The sequence below is a fragment of the Tenacibaculum sp. SSH1-16 genome (genome assembly GCF_040104435.1).
Taxonomy (GTDB): Bacteria; Bacteroidota; Bacteroidia; order Flavobacteriales; family Flavobacteriaceae; genus Polaribacter; species Polaribacter mesophilus.
In genome coordinates this window covers 248601-268926 of the sequence record NZ_JBECOV010000001.1, presented here as the reverse complement: position 1 = coordinate 268926, position 20326 = coordinate 248601, and the positions used below count along the sequence as shown (strand labels likewise).

At 31.0% G+C, this 20326-nt stretch carries 22 protein-coding genes; 15 read left to right on the top strand and 7 right to left on the bottom strand.

Going from position 1 to position 20326, the window contains the following annotated elements; translation table 11 throughout:
• Positions 1-2: 2 nt before the first annotated feature.
• The 8 genes from ABMY20_RS01365 to ABMY20_RS01330 all read left to right on the top strand — a co-directional run bounded on the left by ABMY20_RS01365 (position 3) and on the right by ABMY20_RS01330 (position 4978).
• Complete coding sequence (locus ABMY20_RS01365) at positions 3-1079, top strand: ABC transporter permease (RefSeq protein ID WP_349264445.1); 1077 nt, start codon at positions 3-5, stop codon at positions 1077-1079.
• Complete coding sequence (locus ABMY20_RS01360) at positions 1080-1553, top strand: thioredoxin family protein (protein WP_159489905.1); 474 nt, start codon at positions 1080-1082, stop codon at positions 1551-1553.
• A gap of 59 nt (positions 1554-1612) precedes the next feature.
• Complete coding sequence (gene tpiA / locus ABMY20_RS01355) at positions 1613-2371, top strand: triose-phosphate isomerase (protein ID WP_349264444.1); 759 nt, start codon at positions 1613-1615, stop codon at positions 2369-2371.
• The gene (prmA, locus tag ABMY20_RS01350; protein ID WP_349264443.1) at positions 2371-3204 is read left to right on the top strand and encodes a 50S ribosomal protein L11 methyltransferase; all 834 of its coding nucleotides are present in this window, start codon (positions 2371-2373) and stop codon (positions 3202-3204) included. Before tpiA ends, prmA begins: the two co-directional genes overlap by 1 nt.
• A gap of 5 nt (positions 3205-3209) precedes the next feature.
• A complete protein-coding gene (locus tag ABMY20_RS01345) occupies positions 3210-3485 on the top strand; it encodes an ATP-dependent Clp protease adaptor ClpS (RefSeq protein WP_047788437.1) in 276 nt (91 codons plus the stop codon).
• A gap of 2 nt (positions 3486-3487) precedes the next feature.
• Positions 3488-3760 (top strand): hypothetical protein, encoded by a 273-nt coding sequence (locus tag ABMY20_RS01340; RefSeq protein ID WP_047788436.1) that lies wholly within the window; start codon positions 3488-3490, stop codon positions 3758-3760.
• A gap of 460 nt (positions 3761-4220) precedes the next feature.
• Positions 4221-4550: a hypothetical protein gene (locus tag ABMY20_RS01335; protein WP_156166988.1), complete on the top strand. Its 330-nt coding sequence runs from the start codon at positions 4221-4223 to the stop codon at positions 4548-4550.
• A 2-nt stretch (positions 4551-4552) separates the two neighbouring features.
• Positions 4553-4978, top strand: coding sequence for a hypothetical protein (locus ABMY20_RS01330; RefSeq protein WP_047788434.1), 426 nt, complete (start codon positions 4553-4555; stop codon positions 4976-4978).
• A gap of 39 nt (positions 4979-5017) precedes the next feature.
• Here ABMY20_RS01330 and ABMY20_RS01325 read toward each other — a convergent pair whose 3' ends face one another.
• From ABMY20_RS01325 to ABMY20_RS01295, 7 genes are all read right to left on the bottom strand, one after another.
• Entirely contained in the window at positions 5018-5278 is a 261-nt protein-coding gene (locus ABMY20_RS01325) for a hypothetical protein (protein ID WP_047788433.1), read from the bottom strand.
• A 21-nt stretch (positions 5279-5299) separates the two neighbouring features.
• Positions 5300-5581, bottom strand: a complete 282-nt coding sequence (locus tag ABMY20_RS01320) for a hypothetical protein (protein ID WP_047788432.1) — start codon at positions 5579-5581, stop codon at positions 5300-5302.
• Between the two features lie 4 nt (positions 5582-5585).
• The gene (locus ABMY20_RS01315; protein ID WP_047788431.1) at positions 5586-6554 is read right to left on the bottom strand and encodes a deoxyhypusine synthase family protein; all 969 of its coding nucleotides are present in this window, start codon (positions 6552-6554) and stop codon (positions 5586-5588) included.
• A gap of 74 nt (positions 6555-6628) precedes the next feature.
• Positions 6629-7408: an RMD1 family protein gene (locus tag ABMY20_RS01310; protein ID WP_053056642.1), complete on the bottom strand. Its 780-nt coding sequence runs from the start codon at positions 7406-7408 to the stop codon at positions 6629-6631.
• 1 nt (position 7409) lies between these two features.
• Positions 7410-8348 carry an agmatinase gene (gene speB, locus ABMY20_RS01305; RefSeq protein WP_125343535.1) on the bottom strand — a complete coding sequence of 313 codons (939 nt, stop codon included), beginning with the start codon at positions 8346-8348 and terminating at the stop codon, positions 7410-7412.
• Between the two features lie 14 nt (positions 8349-8362).
• Positions 8363-9754 carry an arginine decarboxylase gene (locus tag ABMY20_RS01300; protein ID WP_349264442.1) on the bottom strand — a complete coding sequence of 464 codons (1392 nt, stop codon included), beginning with the start codon at positions 9752-9754 and terminating at the stop codon, positions 8363-8365.
• Positions 9755-10165: 411 nt separating this feature from the next.
• The gene (locus ABMY20_RS01295; protein ID WP_047788428.1) at positions 10166-10693 is read right to left on the bottom strand and encodes a mechanosensitive ion channel domain-containing protein; all 528 of its coding nucleotides are present in this window, start codon (positions 10691-10693) and stop codon (positions 10166-10168) included.
• Positions 10694-10787: 94 nt separating this feature from the next.
• Here ABMY20_RS01295 and ABMY20_RS01290 point away from each other — a divergent pair, with 94 nt between their 5' ends.
• From ABMY20_RS01290 to ABMY20_RS01260, 7 genes are all read left to right on the top strand, one after another.
• Positions 10788-11621 carry a universal stress protein gene (locus ABMY20_RS01290; protein WP_073181576.1) on the top strand — a complete coding sequence of 278 codons (834 nt, stop codon included), beginning with the start codon at positions 10788-10790 and terminating at the stop codon, positions 11619-11621.
• A 2-nt stretch (positions 11622-11623) separates the two neighbouring features.
• Positions 11624-12001 carry a hypothetical protein gene (locus ABMY20_RS01285; RefSeq protein WP_047788426.1) on the top strand — a complete coding sequence of 126 codons (378 nt, stop codon included), beginning with the start codon at positions 11624-11626 and terminating at the stop codon, positions 11999-12001.
• Between the two features lie 9 nt (positions 12002-12010).
• Positions 12011-13075, top strand: coding sequence for a magnesium/cobalt transporter CorA (corA, locus tag ABMY20_RS01280; protein ID WP_047788425.1), 1065 nt, complete (start codon positions 12011-12013; stop codon positions 13073-13075).
• A 38-nt stretch (positions 13076-13113) separates the two neighbouring features.
• Positions 13114-13545, top strand: coding sequence for a hypothetical protein (locus tag ABMY20_RS01275; RefSeq protein WP_349264441.1), 432 nt, complete (start codon positions 13114-13116; stop codon positions 13543-13545).
• A gap of 104 nt (positions 13546-13649) precedes the next feature.
• Positions 13650-17396 (top strand): efflux RND transporter permease subunit, encoded by a 3747-nt coding sequence (locus ABMY20_RS01270; protein ID WP_349264440.1) that lies wholly within the window; start codon positions 13650-13652, stop codon positions 17394-17396.
• Positions 17397-17451: 55 nt separating this feature from the next.
• Positions 17452-18621: a TolC family protein gene (locus tag ABMY20_RS01265; protein ID WP_349264439.1), complete on the top strand. Its 1170-nt coding sequence runs from the start codon at positions 17452-17454 to the stop codon at positions 18619-18621.
• Positions 18622-18625: 4 nt separating this feature from the next.
• Positions 18626-20326 (top strand): efflux RND transporter periplasmic adaptor subunit, encoded by a 1701-nt coding sequence (locus ABMY20_RS01260; protein ID WP_349264438.1) that lies wholly within the window; start codon positions 18626-18628, stop codon positions 20324-20326.

Sequence of the window (20326 nt, the reverse complement as noted above, 5' to 3'; positions counted from 1 at the left end):
ATATGTTTCAATATATCGTTAACAAAATTTTTTATGGATTCTTAACACTGTTTGGGGTAGTTACTGTAATATTCTTACTGTTTAATATCTTACCCGGTGATCCAGCTCGTATGATGTTAGATCAGAGAGAAGACACCGAACAACTACAAAATATTCGAAAAAAATACGGATTTGATAAACCTGTATTCACGCAATATTTGTATTATTTGAATGATGTTTCTCCGTTGTCGTTTCATAGTAAAAACACAGATGATTATACCTTTTTATTAGAAGAAAAATACAATGCGCAACACTTATTTTCTATAGGAAATATAGAGGTGGTTGTAAAAACGCCGTATTTACGTCAATCATTTCAAAAAAATGGAAAAAATGTTTCCGAAGTAATTAAAGAAACGTTACCCAATACAGCAATTCTAGCGGTGGTAGCCATAACCATTGCTTTAATTTTAGGAATTATTTTAGGAGTCTTTTCAGCCTTATTTAAAGATACATTTTTTGATAGAATCATAGCAGTCATTAGTACTTTAGGAATGAGTGTTCCTTCTTTCTTTTCGGCAATTTTATTTGCTTGGTTATTCGGTTTTGTATTACACAAGTACACAAGTTTAGAAATGACTGGAAGTTTGTACGAAGTAGATGATTTTGGTGAAAGAATGCATATTCAATGGAAAAATTTAATACTACCAGCAATAGTGTTAGGTATTCGCCCGTTAGCAGTAGTAATTCAGTTAATGCGAAACTCGTTGTTAGAAACGCTGAGTCAAGATTACATACGAACTGCAAAATCAAAAGGGGTAACGATGTATCAAGTAATAAAAAAGCACGCCTTAAAAAACTCATTAAACCCAGTAATAACAGCAATTTCTGGATGGTTTGCATCTATGTTAGCAGGTGCGGTTTTTGTAGAGTATATTTTTAACTGGAACGGATTAGGAAAAGAAATAGTAAACTCGCTAAATACTCTTGATTTACCCGTAATTATGGGAGCTGTTTTAGTAGTGGCTACGTTATTTATAATCATAAATATTATAGTAGATATTTTATATAGCTGGTTAGACCCTCGAATAAGATTACAATAAATGAGAACATTTTTTTTATTAACAATCATAGTTTTTTTATCAAGTTGCGCTGTTTTTCAGCCAAAACATTTTACTGAAACATCTTTGAATGAAGAATTACTAACTTTAGAAAGAGAGTCAATTTCATTTAAGGAAGTCTTAAAGCGAAATAAAGGCAAAAAGATATTTGTACAAATATTTGCAACCTATTGTCCCTATAGTCAAAAGAGCTTTAAAGATGTGCTTTCGTTTCAAAAGAAAAACTCACAATTTGAATATGTGTTTTTATCGGTAGACCATTCGTACCATGATTGGAAAAGAGGTTTAGAAAGTATTCCTGTTAAAGGACAGCACTATTACATTCAGAAGAAAGGTAAAGGTGAACTTGGAAAGTTTTTAAAACTAAAAACAATTCCACGATTTTTAATTGTTGATGAAGAAGGAAGTATTGAGATATTTAAATCGTCAAAGGTGTCGGATAAATTAATTCGTTAAAGCCTAGAAAAAATGTAATTTTGCAAACATAAAATCAATAACCAGAAAAAATAACACACGTGAGACAAAAAATAGTTGCAGGTAACTGGAAGATGAATAAAAACCTTGATGAAGCAAAAGAATTAATTGAGGGAATAAAGGAAGAAGTAAAAACTGGTTTAGAAGAAGGTACTAGAGTGATAGTTGCTCCTAGTTTTGTAAACCTAGAGTCAGCAGTAAAAAACACTGAAGAATCACTTGTAGAAGTTGCCGCACAAAACATGCATCAATCTAAAAGTGGAGCGTTCACAGGAGAGGTTTCAGCAGATATGCTAACAAATTTAGGTGTTAGCATAGTAATTTTGGGGCATTCTGAACGTAGAGAATACTTTGGTGAAACGGATGAGTTATTAGCTCAAAAGGTAGATGCTGCTTTGGTGAACGGATTAGAAGTAATTTTTTGTTTTGGAGAATTATTAGAAGATAGAAAGTCAGGAAATCATTTTGGGGTGGTTGAAAGTCAGGTTAAAAAAGCATTGTTCCACTTAAAAGAAGAAGCTTTTAAGAATATTATTTTAGCCTATGAGCCAGTTTGGGCTATTGGAACAGGAGAAACAGCTTCATCAGAGCAAGCACAAGAAATGCATGCTTTTGTAAGAGAAATTTTTGCTAAAGAGTATGGAAAAGAAATAGCAGATACCATTTCAATTTTGTATGGAGGAAGTGTAAAACCAGCCAATGCTAAAGAAATTTTTTCTAAGCCAGATGTTGATGGAGGTTTAATAGGTGGAGCGGCATTAAAAGTTGAAGATTTTGCAGCAATAATTAAATCAATTTAATGGACAATATTTATATAGAATATACTTTTGAAGTAACACCAAAAGAACCAACTACAGAAATTCTAATCGCTGAGTTAGGTGCCTTAGGGTTTGAAAGTTTTGTTGAAAATGAAAATGGAGTTATAGCATATATCCAAAAAGAAGATTGGAATAAAGATATTTTAAATGATGTTTTTGTTTTAAACTCAGAAGAGTTTTCAATTGACTATAAACACAAAGAGATAGAACAAACGAATTGGAATGAAGAATGGGAAAAGAATTTTAATCCTATTCAAGTAGACGATTTGGTTAGTATCCGAGCTCCATTTCATGAAAACCCTGACTTGAAGTACGATATCGTTATTGAGCCAAAAATGAGTTTTGGTACAGGACATCATGAAACTACATACATGATGGTACAACATTTGATTAATTTAGATGTAGCGAGTAAAAAAGTACTAGATATGGGGTGTGGTACAGGGATTTTAGCAATTTTTTCAGAAATGAAAGGAGCACAACCTATTGATGCTATAGATATTGATGCTTGGTGTTATGAGAATTCATTAGAGAATGTAGAAAGAAATAACTGTAAACATATTTCGGTTTATGAAGGAGATGCATCTTTATTAAAAGGGAAAAAATATGATGTTATTATAGCGAATATCAACCGAAATATTTTGTTAAATGATATGGAAACCTACACGAGTTGCTTAACTGAAAAAGGAGTTTTATTATTAAGTGGATTTTATAGTGAAGATATTCCAGTGATTGATAATGAGGTTTCTAAGTACAGTTTAACATTAAAAGATACCATAAAAAGAAATAATTGGGTAGCTTTGCAGTATCAAAAATAAAACAAATGAGTACGATAGAAAAAATTCAAGAAGAGCTTGATGTTTTATTAAATGAAACAAGAAAGCATGAAATTGTTTTGCATAACGATGATGTAAATACTTTTGATTTTGTAATTGATAGCCTTGTAACTGTATGTGATCATACATTAGAGCAGGCAGAACAATGTACTATCTTAGTACATTATAAAGGTAAGTGTTCGGTTAAAACAGGAGAGTATAAAGATTTAGAACCAAGATGCTCTAAATTATTAGAATTAGGTTTATCAGCAGAGATAATATAAGAATGGAGAACATTTTTAGGTATTACGAATTTTCAGGTTTTTTAAAAGATAACTCAGGAACGTTTCAAGAAAACGAAATAAGTTTTTCGGAACTGAACAAAGAACATTTTTTAATTTTTGAAAAAAAAGATTCACAATATAACTTGTACGTATCAAAATACAGCTCAAAAAAGAGTATAGGGAAGGAGCCACCAGAAATACTGGAGCTATTGATAGAAAATTACGATAAGTCTATACCAGAGCACAGAATAGTACTTAGAAAATATTTATATTAAAAACTCAAAATTTATTTTGAGTTTTTTTTATGTTTTTAGGTGACCAAATTAAAAATATAGTGTCATAATAATGTAAGCAAAATAAAAGAATATAATTTTTTAAAAGATATTACCTCTTAAATGCATAACTTCTCTTTTTTGCCTAAAGCTTGTAAAGGGAAGTTATTTAATTTTTAAAAATAGTAGTAGTTAGTTTTTATACTAAGTTTGGTTAGACGAAGAGGCCTTAAACTATAAGTTTAAGGTCTTTTTATTATTGTTTTTTTAACTAAAAAAAATAAAGATAAAGTAAAAAAGAATGAAAAATAATGTATCTTTATATAGATAAATAAACGCTTATGTAATATCATTTTCTTTAACACCACGAGCAAAGCTAAAGAGTAGCTTTTGCTAAAAGAAGCTTGGACTTGTTGTGGTTAATATCCAAGGAAAAAGTTTAATAACTATAATTTTAAAGAAAATGAGAAACATTATAATAAAAACAGTTTTTATTTTATTTGTGGGAGCAAGTTTATCTTTTACTACAAAACAATATAAATTTACAAACCCTATTAAAACTTTAGCAACTTTTCAAGGCTATGATGAATATGGTTTTACTTTTTCGTTTATAAACGAAGAAGGAGATGAAGATGTAGTAACTTTTGAAACTATATCAGATAAAATATTAAAAATGTATAATTTAAAAGATAATAAGTTTTTAGAGGAAGAATTTGAAATCATATATGAGTATAAAAAATCAGATGATGATATTGAAGAACCTATATTACAATCAATAAAAAAAGTAAAATAATTATGAGTATTGTAGATTTATATGAATCAAGCAAACATAGAAATAATGTAGCGCATTTTAATGCTATTTTTAATTTAGCCATTGTTGATGGAGATTTAAATGAAGATGAAGAAAAATTAATAAATCGTTTTGCTAGGAAACTAGATATAACAGAAGATGAGTATAATGAAATAATAAAAAACTCACAAAAACACCCTGTAATGCCCCAAGCAAAAACTGATGATAGGTTAGAACGTTTGTTAGATTTATTTAAAATAATTTACTCAGACCATCAAATTGATGAAGCAGAATTAAAATTAATTTTACGATATGCTATTCAACTCGGTTTTTCACAAGAAAAAGCAGAAGAAATTATTTCTAAAACTATAAAAATTTTTAGTGGTAAAATTGATTTAGATCAGTATAAATTGATATTAAACATTCTATAAAAAGTAAAATCCCATTCTAAACAGAATGGGATTTGTTTTTTAAAGTAACTGTAATTTTTCTAACTTAAAAATTACAAGATCTTCATCGTCTACATCATCAAAAATTTCTTTGTACGTAATTTCAAAACTTTTGTTTTTATAATTAGATGATTTCAAGTCTAAATGTTCAAGATTCTTTTTGTTGATTTGTTCAAAATCAATAATATCTCCATTTTCTAATTCAAAAACATAATAGCCGTTTGTATATCCTTGATAAACGCCGACTAATGTAACTGTTTGTTGTGAGTTATAATAAGCCATGGTTTAAATACAGTTTACTATTTATTCATTATCAAAGTCATCAGCTATTTCAATTTCATCAAAGGTATCGTCATTTTCTTCATCGTCGGTTTCATGGTCTTCCATTGACTGTTGTAACTGAGAACTTATTTTTACTAAAAAAAGAGTATCTTCGGTATTTACTTCTACCGCTTTTATTGTTTCTCCTTTACTATTTTTAAAGGAAATAATATCTGAATGATCATATCCATCAGGATATCTTTCTACCAATAAATCTAGAATATCAGTAGTTAACTTGGCATAGTCTACAATAACTCTCTTCATAAGGCTACATTTTTAATAAATAGGCAAATATTAATGGAGCAACGATAGTTGCATCACTTTCTATAATAAACTTAGGTGTATCGATGTCTAATTTCCCCCAAGTAATCTTTTCGTTAGGAACAGCTCCTGAGTAAGAACCATAGCTAGTCGTTGAATCTGAAATTTGACAGAAATAACTCCAGAAAGGAGTGTCTTCTCTTTCTAAATCTTGATATAGCATTGGTACTACACAAATAGGAAAATCTCCAGCGATTCCACCACCAATTTGGAAAAACCCGATACCGTTTTCTGAGTTTTCAGTATACCAATCAGCTAAGAAGGTCATATATTCAATACCAGACTTCATAGTTGATGCTTTTAGCTCTCCTTTTACTACATAAGAGGCAAAAATATTTCCCATAGTACTGTCTTCCCATCCAGGAACAACAATTGGTAAGTTCTTTTCTGCTGCTGCATACATCCACGAATCTTTTAAATCGATTTCATAATATTCCTCTAAAACTCCAGATAATAATAGTTTATACATATATTCATGAGGAAGATAACGTTCGCCAGCTTCTTCTGCATCTTTCCAGATTTTAAAAATATGTTTTTGTAGGCGTCTAAAAGCTTCTTCTTCAGGAATACAAGTGTCTGTAACACGATTTAATCCTTTTAATAATAAATCCCACTCATCTTGTGGAGTTAAATCACGGTAGTTAGGAACTCTTTTATAATGAGAGTGCGCTACTAAATTCATGATGTCTTCTTCAAGGTTGGCTCCTGTACAAGAAATGATGTGTACTTTGTCTTGACGAATCATTTCTGCAAAAATTTTTCCTAATTCTGCAGTACTCATGGCTCCTGCTAGAGATACTAACATTTTAGAGCCTTGTTCTAATTGTGCTTCGTACCCTTTGGCAGCATCTACTAGTGCAGCTGCATTAAAGTGTAAAAAGTATTTTTCTATAAAATTTGTTATAGGTTTGTTCATCTTATTATTTTTTTAAGCTTATAAAACTGCTTCTTTAATGCTAGAAGTAATAACTTTATAAGCCCTTGTGTTTTTTAAATTAGCTTTTCAATAATTACCTGTACTACTTCAAAAAGAATTAGAAGAATGATGATCCATTCTAGCATGCTACTGTACTTATGTTGTAGTATATCGTTAAATAAATCTAAATTTTCTTTAATTACGTTTAAACTATTTTCTATTCCTTGATGACGTTTTAAAATATCTAATTCATCTTTTAGTTTATAATCTAAATCAGACAAGTCTTTGTTATTCCAAGCAACATCTGGTGAGTCAAAAACAAATAAATTTTCAGCAATATTATTTTTTAAATTTAAGGTTTTACCAATAAATTTTCGCATTTGAATTTTAGAAAGTTTAAAACTTCCTGTCTTTTCTAATTGCTTTGAATACACTAATGTTTTATCGTGCAAATCAGATGTTTTGTTTACATAGTTCATCAATGCTACCGATTGTGCTAGGTTAAGCATAATGATATGTGCTACATCATCATTTAATTCTTTAATTTGAATAGTTCCGAAATCAACTTCTATAGTATCAGAAAAAGTGATATTATATTTTTCTGAGGGCAAGTTGTTGATATTTGAATTTTCTTTATTAATTAAAAAACTAACAATTTGATTAATTAAATCATTTGTACAGTTCATAAAAACAACACTTCCATAATCTTTTATATAGATGTATGAATTGTTTGTGATTTTATATAGTAAAAAAGAATGTTCTCTTTTTACTAACTCATACGATTCAAACTGAGAGCGAATAGCACTTAGTGCTATTCGTCTTTCAAGATGATATGCAATTGTTTGTAAGTGCATTTTAGTAATCGTCGTCGTCGTTTTTAAACTTCGCTAATTTGTTAAATGGAGAGCTTTCGTCATCATCGTAATCTTCTTCATCTTCCATAGTAGAAGAAAACTTATAGCTCAACATTTTATAATATAACTTAGCTGCTAAAAAGTCTGATGATTTTTCATTTTCGTTAGGGCATAACTCCACAATATCAAAGCCAACAACGTTTCTTTCAGTAAACACTCTTTTTAAAAACTCTAGGGTTTCATAGTAAAATAATCCTCCTGGTTCCGGTGTTCCTGTACTTGGTAATAGCGACGGATCAATAGCATCTAAATCAAAAGTAATAAAAACATTACCTGTTAATTGATCAATAACTTCATCCATCCAGTATTCATTTACAGCCATATCGTGTGCAAAAAAGACTTTATCCATATTCATAGATGACTTTTCTGATATGTCCATACTGCGAATACCTACTTGTACTAAGTTAGTTGTTTGACTCGCTTCGTATACAGCACAAGCATGATTGCAAGAGCTACCATCATATTCCTTGCGTAAATCGGCATGTGCATCAATATGTAAAACAGTAAGGTTGTTAAAACATTCGTTAAAAGCACGGATAGTACCGATAGAAATTGAATGTTCTCCACCAAAAAGTGTTACAAACTTATTTTTATTAATAAATTTTTTAGTTGTTGCATGCACAGCTTCTACCATAGCTTCTGGAGAAGAATCTTCTGTAACAGCATCCGCTAAATAAACCCCTTCTTTATATACTTCACTGTCAGTTTCTATATCGTACAACTCCATGTTTTCTGAAGCATCTAAAAAAGCTTCAGGACCTTTGTCAGCTCCTTTTTGCCAAGTACTAGTTCCGTCGTAAGGAACAGGGATAAGTACTACTTTAGCATTTTCTAATTTAGCGTATTGGTCAGGTATTCCTGCGTAATTTCTTTTTTTCATCTTAATATTTTTTACTAGTATCCTAAAATTGATAATAGCTCTTCACTCTTTTGTTGTTCTTTAAATAGTTTGGTGGTTAAATCACCGTTTTCGTTTATGTCAATTAATATATGTTTTGGAGTTGGGATTAAACAGTGTTGTAATCCGCCAAAACCACCAATAGTTTCTTGGTATGCTCCCGTATTGAAAAAGCCTACGTATAAAGGGCTTTCTTTTTCGTATACAGGTAGGTATATTCCGTTTACGTGTTGTTCAGAATTGTAATAATCATCGCTGTCACAAGTTAAACCGCCTAATAAAACACGTTCGTACCTATGATTCCATTTGTTAAGAGGAAGCATGATAAAACGTTTATTAATAGCCCAAGAATCTGGTAAGGTGGTAATGAAAGATGAGTTAATCATGTTCCATTTTTCACGATCGTTTTGTTTCTTTTGGTATAACACTTCGTAAATAGCACCTCCAGCTTCTCCAACAGTAAAACTTCCAAATTCTGTAAAAATATTAGGAACATTTACACCTGCCTCTTTACAAGCGACATTAATTTGGTTTATAATTTCGTCTACCATATACTCATAGTCGTAATCAAAAGCCAATGAGTTTTTTATAGGGAAACCTCCACCTATATTTAAACTGTCTAAGGTTGGGCAAACTTTTTTAAGCTTGATGTACACATTTAAACATTTCATTAATTCGTTCCAATAGTATGCGTTGTCTCTAATACCTGTGTTGATAAAGAAGTGTAACATCTTTAATTCAACTTGAGGGTTATTAGCGATTTCACGCTCGTAAAAAGATACGATATTTTTGTATCCAATACCTAAACGGCTAGTATAAAATTCAAACTTGGGTTCTTCTTCAGAAGCTATACGAATTCCTACTTTAAATTTACTTTTAGTTTCTTCTAAAAGTAAATTTAGCTCTTCATAGTTATCTATGATTGGAATACAGTTTGTATGCCCTCCATCAATTAGACTAACAATATTAGCGATGTATTGATCGCGTTTAAAACCATTACACAACACAAAAGCATCATCACTTAGCTTTCCTTCTTTTTTTAATGACTTTACAATGTCAATATCAAAAGCAGATGATGTTTCGATGTGAATATTATTTTTTAAAGCTTCATCTAATACGTATTTAAAGTGAGAACTCTTAGTACAGTAGCTGTAATTGTAGTTTCCTTTGTAATTGTGTTTTTCAATAGCATTATGAAACCAAGCTTTAGCTTTATTTATATTTTCTGATATTTTTGGTAAATAAGTGAACTTTAAGGGCGCACCATATTGCTTGACTAATTGCATTAAGTCAATACCATGAAAAAATAAGTTGTTGTTTTCTGTGTGAAACTCCTCTTGAGGAAAATCAAACGTTTGTTCTATTAAGTCTTTATATTTAGTATTCATTATTATTTTTAGTTGTATCTGTTTTTTGAGTACAGATAGATAATTCAAAAAGCAGTTAAGGCATGCGCCAAAACTTTTTTAAATAAATTGTATAACAAGTATCATTGTTGTTGTTATAACAAACAAGATTGTTAAACCAAAATAATATGAATAGTTAGACTCTTAAAGCTAAGCAATCACCGCACTGTTTATAAAAATTCAGTGGTAGAGAGTATTCAGGAATGGAAGAATCCTTAATTTTTTCGTTGTGTTTCCAAAACACTAAATAACCCTTAATCTTCCCGTAAAAGTTATTACCGAAATAAGTAAAACGTAACATTCGACTTATATAATAAGATGCCGTAAATGTAAACTATTTTTTAATACAACAAACTTTTTTTTATTTTTTTTAAATATTTGTTGTGTAGTGTGTTAAGTGTTGTTTTGCCTTTTTATTAACTCAATTCCTTTGTAAAGAATAATAGTATTAGGGATAGTTATTTCTCTCTTTTCTTCTGGCATGTATAAAAGAACGTAAAAACCTGTAATGTTTTTTACCACACCTTGTAAATCGAAGTCTTTATCAATAATTTTTATAGTATCACCTATACGCATTGGATGATAAAAAAATAAGATGATGCTAGCTGTTAGGTTTGATAAGATAGACCATTGGGCAAAGAAACCAACCCCAAGTACAGCAAGTATTGAAGATGCAAAAACAATTACTTCTTTAAAATTAATACCAAAAATAATTAAAGAAATAAAGAGAGCTAATGTGTAATATAAAAAGTAACTTAGGTTTAGTATCAGTTTTCTCCTATGAGGTTCAATAGCATTTTTTACAATGTAAGATCTAGTTAACTTTTTTGTTACATGAATTAAAAAAAATAATGAAGCTGTCAAAAGCAAGAATTGTAAAAAAGGATTGTATATAGATAACTCTAGAAAGCGATTTTTCATTATTATATTTTTATACAAATATACTTCTGGTTTTTTAAATATAATCTCAAAATAAAAAATTATATTTGATTGAAAACCATAATTATATATCGTTATGAAGAATGTTTTAATACCCTATAATTTTTCAGAAGCAGCTATTAATGCTTTAAATTACACAAAACAACTGTTTAAAGGTGTTGAGGTAACTATTTATTTATTAGATGTGTATGTAAGTCAACCATCAGAATTATTGAGCGACGAAGAAAATGAAAAATGGTTTAATGAAATGGATAATGAAATTGAAGATGAATTAAAATACCTAATTGAAGTCTTAAGAAGAGAGAATACCAGTTTTAATTATGAGTATGTTGTAGCATCAAACTCATTAACAAAAGCGGTTACTAAAACAATTGAAGAGAGGAATATTGATGTAGTAATTACGGGTACAAAAGGAGCAAAAAGTTTAGCAGAAACATTTATTGGTACAAATACCATGAAAATGATTAATGTAGTTAACAAATGTCCAATACTTGTGGTTCCTATGAATTATAAGTATAAACCATTACATCAAATTGTATTTTCAACAAACTACAAAAGGTTGTTTACAGTGAAAGAATTACAATTTTTAATTAATTTAATCACAATTAAAAAATGTATGTTAGAAGTTGTGAATCTTTCAGAGGAAAGTTTTTTATCAGAAAATCAGCAAAGGAATAAAGTGAAATTGAGAGAATTATTCCATGAATTAAATGTTGAATATAAAAAAATAGATTGGAAAGACTCTGAGACATTAACTTTAGAAAATCATATAGAAGAAACAGAAAGCGAGTTATTGGTTTTAATAAACCATAAGTATAATTTTTTTAACCGATTGTTAGAAGAAAATGTAATAAAAAAATCAGCATTCAACAGTAAAATTCCTATATTAATACTACCAGAAATAACTTAATTATGAAATTTACGGAAGAGTTTTATAAATGTATAGCTAACCTGTTCTATGCAGTTTCTATGGCCGATAAGAATATGACTGTAGAAGAAAAAAGAAGCATTGTTAAAAGAGTAGAAATAAATTGGTCTACTTCAGAAAATAAATCTGATAGCGAACTAATTTATGAGACTATAAGAGGATTAATTAAAGAAAAAATAACTTCTGAAGAAGCCTATGAAAACTTTAAGGCTTACTATTTGGCACATAAAAAAGAATTTTCAAAAAAAGTAATTCATGATCTTTTAGCGGCGTCACACGAAATTTCTGATGCCTATGCTGGAAAAAATAAGTCAGAACTCATAATTTTGGCAAAGTTGCATAAACTATTAAAACTTGCTTAAAAATAAATTATGACTCGATTTATAATAAAACAAAAAAATACAAAACATGTAATTCCTGGAAGTCCAGTTTTTGTAGGCAGTCAAAAAGAAGAAAATACAAGAATCCGATTAATAGGGTATGATGAAACTGAGTTTATAGAAGTTGAGTTAAAAGCAATAAATGAATTAGAAAACTATATAAATAAATACAAGAGACTTTGGATTAATATAGATGGCTTACATGACGTGGATTTAATAGGAGAGGTTGGGGAGTTGTTTGACATCCATACACTTGTTTTGGAAGATGTAGTAAATACCGATCAAAGACCAAGAGTAGATATAGAGGATTATTATATTTTTACGAGCATCAAAATGATGTTTTTGAATAAAGAGAAGCATCAGTTAGAGGCAGAACAGGTTTCTATGTATTTATTGAAAAATATACTTATTACTTTTCAAGAGCGAAAGGGAGATGTTTTTGAGCCGGTAAGAGAAAGGTTGCGTAATAAAAAAGGAAGAGTTAGGAGTTATAACGTAACATATTTAAAGTATTGTTTATTAGATGTAATTGTAGATAATTATAATTTCTTAATGGAAACCTTTGGAGAAAAAGTAGAAGATTTAGAAGATAAAATCTTACTTCAACCTAATAAAAATATATTACAAGAAATTAATAAATATAAAATAGAACTTAATTACTTTAGAAAAGCAATAAGACCAGCCCGAGAAGCAATAAATAACTTTAAAGCTTTAAAAACAGAATTAATTACTAAAAAGGAACAACCTTTTTTTAATGACTTACATGATTTAGTACAACGAAGTTATGACTCAGTTGAAAATTATAAAAACATGTTAAGTGAGCAATTAACGGTATATTCAACGAATGTAAATAATCGTTTGAATGATATTATGAAAATACTAACCATATTTTCAGTAATATTTATTCCTATTACTTTTATAGCGGGTATATATGGGACAAACTTTGAGTATATACCAGAACTTAGGTACCGTAGTGGGTATTTTGTAATGTGGGGAGTTATCTTGCTTACAGTGTTGATTATGTTAGGGTATTTTAAATACAAAAAGTGGTTTTAAGGATTGTTTAAGTTTTTGAAATTTAATTTTTTGTACTTTTGTGTTGTAAAATGAAAAAAGTATTTCATAAAATAGCATCTATTGTAATAGCTTTTGTAGTGTTGTTATCTACAATGTCATTTACCGTTAATAGTCACTTTTGTGGAGACATGTTAGTGGGTACAAGCTATTTTGTAAAGGCTGAATCTTGTGGAATGGATATGAAGCAAGAAACAAAATCTGAAGACTGTTCAGTGATGAAAAAGAATTGTTGTCAAGATGTGGCTTCAGTAGTTGAAGGTCAAGATACTTTAAAGATTACATCTTTGGATCAACTATCTTTTGATCAACAAGTCTTTATAGCTTCATTTTACTATAGCTATATTAATTTATTTGAAGGAATTCACAATAAAGTAATTCCTTTTAAAGATTATACACCTCCACTGGTCATCAAGGACATTCATGTACTTGATGAAGTATATTTAATATGATTTTTAAACAATAACTAGTTATCCTTTAGAGAAACTCATTAGGATGATTTGTCGTATTCGATGTTTTTTTAACATCAATGTTTAATTGTTTAAAATCATTTTTTATGCTAAATAAAAGCATTAAATTTTTAATAGAAAATAAACTGGTAGCAGTTATATTACTCGTTTTATTTGTAGGATGGGGAACTGTAAATGCACCATTTAATTTAGATACAGACTTTTTACCAAGTAATCCTGTAGCGGTTGATGCCATTCCAGATATTGGGGAAAATCAACAAATTGTTTTCACAAAGTGGGATGGACAATCACCACAAGATATAGAAGACCAAATAACCTATCCATTAACAACATCTTTGTTAGGGATTTCAGGAGTAAAAACCATTCGAAGTTCTTCTATGTTTGGATTATCTAGTATTTATGTCATTTTCGACGAAGGTGTTGATTTTTACTGGAGTCGCTCAAGAATTCTAGAAAAACTAAATTCATTACCAAGTAATTTATTGCCAGAAGGAGTAAGTCCGTCTTTAGGACCAGATGCAACAGGATTAGGTCAAATTTTTTGGTATACATTAGAAGGACGAGATGAAGAGGGAAATGTAACTGGTGGTTGGGATTTGCATGAATTACGTAGTGTACAAGATTACTATGTGAAATATGCGCTTTCATCTGCAAACGGTGTGTCTGAAGTAAGTTCAATAGGAGGTTATGTTCAAGAATACCAAATAGACGTAAAGCCAGAATTGATGCGTCAATACAATATCAGTTTACAACAAATTGTAGCGGCAGTAAAACAAAGTAACCAAGATATTGGAGCGCAAACGATAGAAATAAATCAAGCAGAATATTTAGTTCGTGGTTTAGGATATGTAAAGTCTATAGCAGATATTGAAAATGCTGTAGTAACTGCTAAAGATTATACTTCAATACGAATAAAAGACATCGCAAAAGTATCGTTAGGAGCTGAACCCCGTAGAGGGATTTTAGATAAAGAAGGTGCTGAGGTAGTAGGAGGTGTAGTGGTAGCTCGTTACGGAGCAAATCCTTTAGAAGTAATTACAAATGTAAAGGCAAAGATTAAAGAGTTAAGTGCAGGTTTACCAAGTAAAGAGTTAAAAGATGGTAGAACTTCTCAATTAACTATTGTTCCGTTTTATGATCGTACAGAGTTGATTCATGAAACGTTAGATACGTTGAATGAAGCACTTACGTTGGAAATACTAATAACCATTTTGGTAATTGTTGTAATGGTTTTCAATTTAAGAGCCTCTGTATTAATATCAGGATTATTACCTGTGGCAGTGTTGATGGTTTTTATTGCAATGAAAGCCTTTGGAGTAGATGCAAACATTGTAGCCTTATCAGGAATTGCTATTGCCATTGGAACCATGGTTGATGTCGGGGTTATACTCTCCGAAAATATTATAAGTCATTTAGAAAAGGACGAGAATAAATTACCGATAAATACATTAGTTTACAATGCAACAGCAGAAGTTTCAGGAGCAATTGTAACTGCAGTAATGACAACTATTATTAGTTTTATTCCAGTATTTACCATGATTGGTGCTGAGGGAAAATTATTCCGCCCACTAGCATTTACCAAAACTTTCGCTTTAATAGCAGCTATTATAGTAGCATTGTTTTTAATACCACCATTTGCAGCTGTCTTATTCAAGAAAAAAGAGTTGACAAAAAACTTTAAGTATTTTATAAATGGAGTTTTAATAGTATTAGGTATTACAGCTGTTTTTTACGGAAGTTGGCTAGGAGTTGTATTAGTAGCTTTTGGAGCTGTACAATTTTGGAGTAACTATTTAGGAAAAACAAAGGTTAGTTTTTCACTTTTCACTTTTCACTTTTCATTTTCAGTAAATACCATCAATATCGTTATATCTGCATTAGCAATTGTAGGTTTGTTAGCAGAATACTGGAGACCTTTAGGAGTAGATAAAAGTATTGTAACCAACCTTTTATTTGTAGCGCTTATTTGTTTCGGATTGTTAGGCTTTTTCAGTTTACTTCAAAAATATTACAATCAGATATTACAATGGGCATTGAATAATAAGCTACTGTTTTTAACCATCCCGCTAACAGTATTAACTAGTGGATTCTTAATTTTTAAAAATACAGGGAAAGAGTTTATGCCTTCGTTAAATGAAGGATCATTTTTATTGATGCCAACTTCTATGCCTCATTCAGGTGTAGAGGAAAACAAACGAGTATTACAACAGTTAGATATGGCGGTTGCTAACATACCAGAGATAGCTACGGTAGTTGGTAAAGCAGGAAGAACAGATTCAGCGTTAGACCCCGCGCCTTTATCAATGTATGAAAATGTGATTAACTATAAGCCTGAGTATGCATTAAATTCTGATGGAGAACGCCAGCGATTTAAGGTTGATGAAAATGGTGATTTTATACTGAAAGAAGGAATGTCATTACGAGCGAAATATGGTGAAGCGTGGCAATCTATTGATGCAAATAAGGAACTTATTCCCGATGAAGATGGAGAGTTTTATCGTAACTGGCGTCCGCACATCAAATCTCCAAACGATATTTGGAACGAGATCGTAAAAGTAACCAAGTTGCCAGGAGTAACATCGGCACCTAAATTACAACCTATTGAAACTCGATTGGTAATGTTACAAACAGGAATGCGAGCTCCAATGGGGATCAAAGTAAAAGGACAAGATTTAAAACAAATTGAAGCTTTTGGAGTAGAACTTGAAGGAGTTTTAAAAGAGGTTGAAGGTGTTAAAAAAGAAGCTGTTTTTGCTGATAGAATTGTAGGAAAACCTTATTTGTTAATTGATATTGATAGAGAAAAATTAGCGCGCTACGGAGTTGCTATTCAAACGGTACAAGATGTGTTGAAAGTAGCGGTAGGAGGTATGCAATTATCACAAACGGTAGAAGGAAGAGAGCGTTACGGAATTCGAGTTCGTTATCCAAGAGAATTACGTTCCGATCCAACGGATTTAGAAAATATTTATGTGCCAGTAGCCAAAGGAGCTCCAATTCCGCTAAGTGAATTAGCAACGATTCGTTATGAGCAAGGACCGCAGATGATTAAGAGCGAAGATACTTTCTTAATCGGGTATGTGTTGTTTGATAAGTTAGATGGTTTTGCTGAGGTAAATGTTGTAGAAACTGCTCAAAATGTAATTCAACAAAAAATAGATTCAGGAGAATTAGTTGTTCCGAAAGGAATATCCTATCAATTTACAGGAACTTATGAAAATCAGTTAAGAGCAGAAAAAACACTGTCGATTGTGGTGCCATTAGCATTGATGATTATCTTTTTAATACTGTATTTTCAATTTCGTTCATTAGCTACTTCGTTAATGGTATTTACTGCAATTACTATTGCTTTTGCAGGAGGGTTTATTATGATGTGGTTGTACGGGCAAGATTGGTTCTTAAATTTTAGTGTATTTGGAGAAAACTTGCGAGAGCTATTTCAAATGCATCCAATTAACTTGAGTGTTGCTGTTTGGGTAGGGTTTATTGCATTGTTCGGAATTGCAACCGATGACGGTGTAGTAATGGCAACTTATTTAACGCAAACCTTTAAAAGAGATAAACCTCAAACAATCGAAGCCATTCGAGCATCTGCATTACACGGAGGAAACAAACGTATTAGAGCATGCTTAATGACAACAGCAACTACTATTTTAGCCTTGTTGCCAGTATTAACTTCAACAGGAAGAGGTAGTGATATTATGATTCCAATGGCAATTCCTGCTTTTGGAGGAATGATTATAGATGTGACTTCATACTTTATAGTACCAGTACTGTACAGTTGGAGGGAAGAATTTTTATTAAAACGAAAAACGAAAAGAGATGAGTTTTAAAATGAAAAATAAAAAAGTAGTCTTGTTTCTTGTTTCGATAATCTTTTCATTTAAAATGCAAGGACAAGATCTACAGGAATATATAAACATTGCCTTAGAAAATAATCCAGAAGTACAGCAGTTCGATACAAAGTACAAGCGTATTTCAGAAAAGAAGGAGGAGGTAAATACACTACCCAATACTGAATTTGGAGCGGGTTATTTCGTAAGTACACCAGAAACACGTACAGGTCCGCAGCAATTTAAACTTTCTGTAAAGCAAATGATTCCTTTTTTCGGAACCATAACAGCACGAGAAAACTATGTGTCTTCATTAGCTGATGCAGCTTATCAGGATATCGTAGTTGTAAAACGTAAACTAGCAACATCAGTAGCACAGTCGTATTACAGGCTTTATGAGGTTAAAGCAAAACAAAAAGTATTAGACGAAAATATTGCGTTACTTGAAACGTATGAAAAGTTAGCGTTAACTTCTGTTGAAGTGGGAAAAGCTTCCGCAGTAGATGTGTTAAGGTTACAAATAAGACAAAACGAGTTAGCACAACAAAAAGAAGTGTTACAAGAAACTTTTTTAGGAATGCAAAAAGCATTTAATAAACTACTGAATCAAGATGTTAATACATCAATTTCAGTGGTTGATAGTTTGCATATTTCTAAAGAAACGGATAAAATACAACCAAGTACTTTAAAGTTGCATCCAGAGTTGGTGAAGTTTGACAAGTTGTATACTTCTGTAGAAAAGTCTGAATTCTTAAACCAAAAAGATAAACAACCAATGATTGGTTTTGGACTTGATTATGTGAATGTTGGTAAACGTACAGATATGAACGTGGTAGATAATGGAAAAGATATTGTAATGCCTATGGTGTCGTTATCAATTCCCATTTTTAATAAGAAAAATAAATCTATAAGCAAGCAAAATAAGTTACAGCAAGAGGAAATTTTATCGCAAAAGGAACAACGATATAATATGCTGGAGTCTGTATTATACAGAGCAGTTTCAGATAGAAAAGCATCTGTAATAAGTTATCAAACACAACTTAAAAATTTAGAGCAAGCTAAAAATGCAGAGCAAATTTTGGTAAAAAGTTACGAGACAGGAACCATAGATTTTAACGATGTGTTAGATGTTCAAGAATTACAATTGAAGTTTCAAACGAATATGATAATGTCAGAAGTAGCTTATTATACACAAAGTGTCACTATTAATTATTTAATAAAGTAAACAGATGAAAAAATATATAATATACATAGTAATTTTAATTGCTGGGGTATTCTTAGGATGGCTACTTTTTGGTGGAGGTTCTTCAAAAAGTGAGGCAGCTCATGACCATACTACAGCAGAAAAAGGTAAAATGTGGACCTGTTCTATGCACCCACAAATTATGCAACCAGAACCGAGAGATTGTCCTATTTGTGGAATGGATTTAATTCCAGCGGAAGCTGGAGCAGAAGGGTTAGCAGTAAACCAGTTTAAATTAACTAAAAATGCGTTGGCATTAGCAAATGTACAAACAACTGTGATTGGCAATGCTATAAGTGCTGATAATACAATTACACTATCAGGAAAAATAGCAGAAAACGAAAAGTCAAATGCAGTACAAGTAAGTTATTTTGCAGGAAGAATAGAACGTTTAAATGTGAACTTTACAGGAGAAGAAATAAGAAAAGGCCAGTTGTTGGCAACAGTATATTCTCCTGAATTGGTAAAAGCACAGCAAGAATTATTAACAGCAGCGTCAGTAAAAGAAAATCAGCCAGCATTGTATAAAGCAGTTAGAAATAAGCTAAAATTGTGGAAGCTGTCTGAAAACCAAATTAATCAAATTGAAAAAACAGGGAAAGTCAAAGAAAACTTTCCTGTGTATGCTACAGTTTCTGGTACAGTATCAGAAAAATTAGTAGAACAAGGAGATTATGTAAGTCAAGGACAGGCCTTATTAAAAATAACAAATCTGAGTTCAGTATGGGCGAACTTTGATGTATATGAGAATCAAATCAGTAATTTTAAAGTAGGTCAAAATATATCAATTACTACAAATGCATATCCTAACGAAACTTTTAAAGCAAAAGTTTCGTTTATCGACCCTGTGTTAAATCAAGAAACTCGTACGGTAACTATACGTGCTGTTCTTAACAATAGCAAAGGAAGGTTTAAGCCAGCTATGTTTGTTATAGGAAAGGTGGAAGCTACAGAAAAGCAAACAGAACAACAATTGAGTATTCCAGCTACAGCAGTTTTATGGACAGGAAAACGTTCAGTTGTATATATAAAGCCTGACGCAAGTAAACCAGTTTTTGAAATGCGAGAAGTGGTATTAGGAAGAAGAGCAGGAGAGAGCTATTTAGTAGAGAAAGGGTTGAAGTCAGGAGAAGAGATTGTTACGAATGGTGTGTTCACAATTGATGCATCAGCACAACTTCAGGGAAAGAAATCAATGATGAATCATACAAAAGAGATTATGGAATCTTTTAGTACATCAAAAAAGTTTAAAGAGCAATTGCAAAAAGCTTATAAAGCCTACATTGTCTTAAAAGATGCTTTGGTAAAAACTGATGCAAATGCAGCAAAAATAAGTGCAGGCAACCTACAAAAAGCCTTAACATCGGTTGATATGAAGTTGTTAACGAATGAAGAAGCTCATAAACAGTGGATGCAATTAGTTCCTGCATTAAAATCAAGTAATGAAGAAATTACAAAGACAACTGATGTTGCTATACAACGAAAATATTTTAAAGTATTATCAGAGCATTTTATTATGGCAGTTCAATCTTTCGGGATAAGTGAGGTTACCTATAAGCAATACTGTCCTATGGCAGATAGTGATAAAGGAGCTTATTGGTTAAGTAAAGAGAAACAAGTGTTAAATCCATATTTTGGTGAGGGTATGCTAAAATGTGGTGAAGTAAAAGAAATAATTAATAATTAA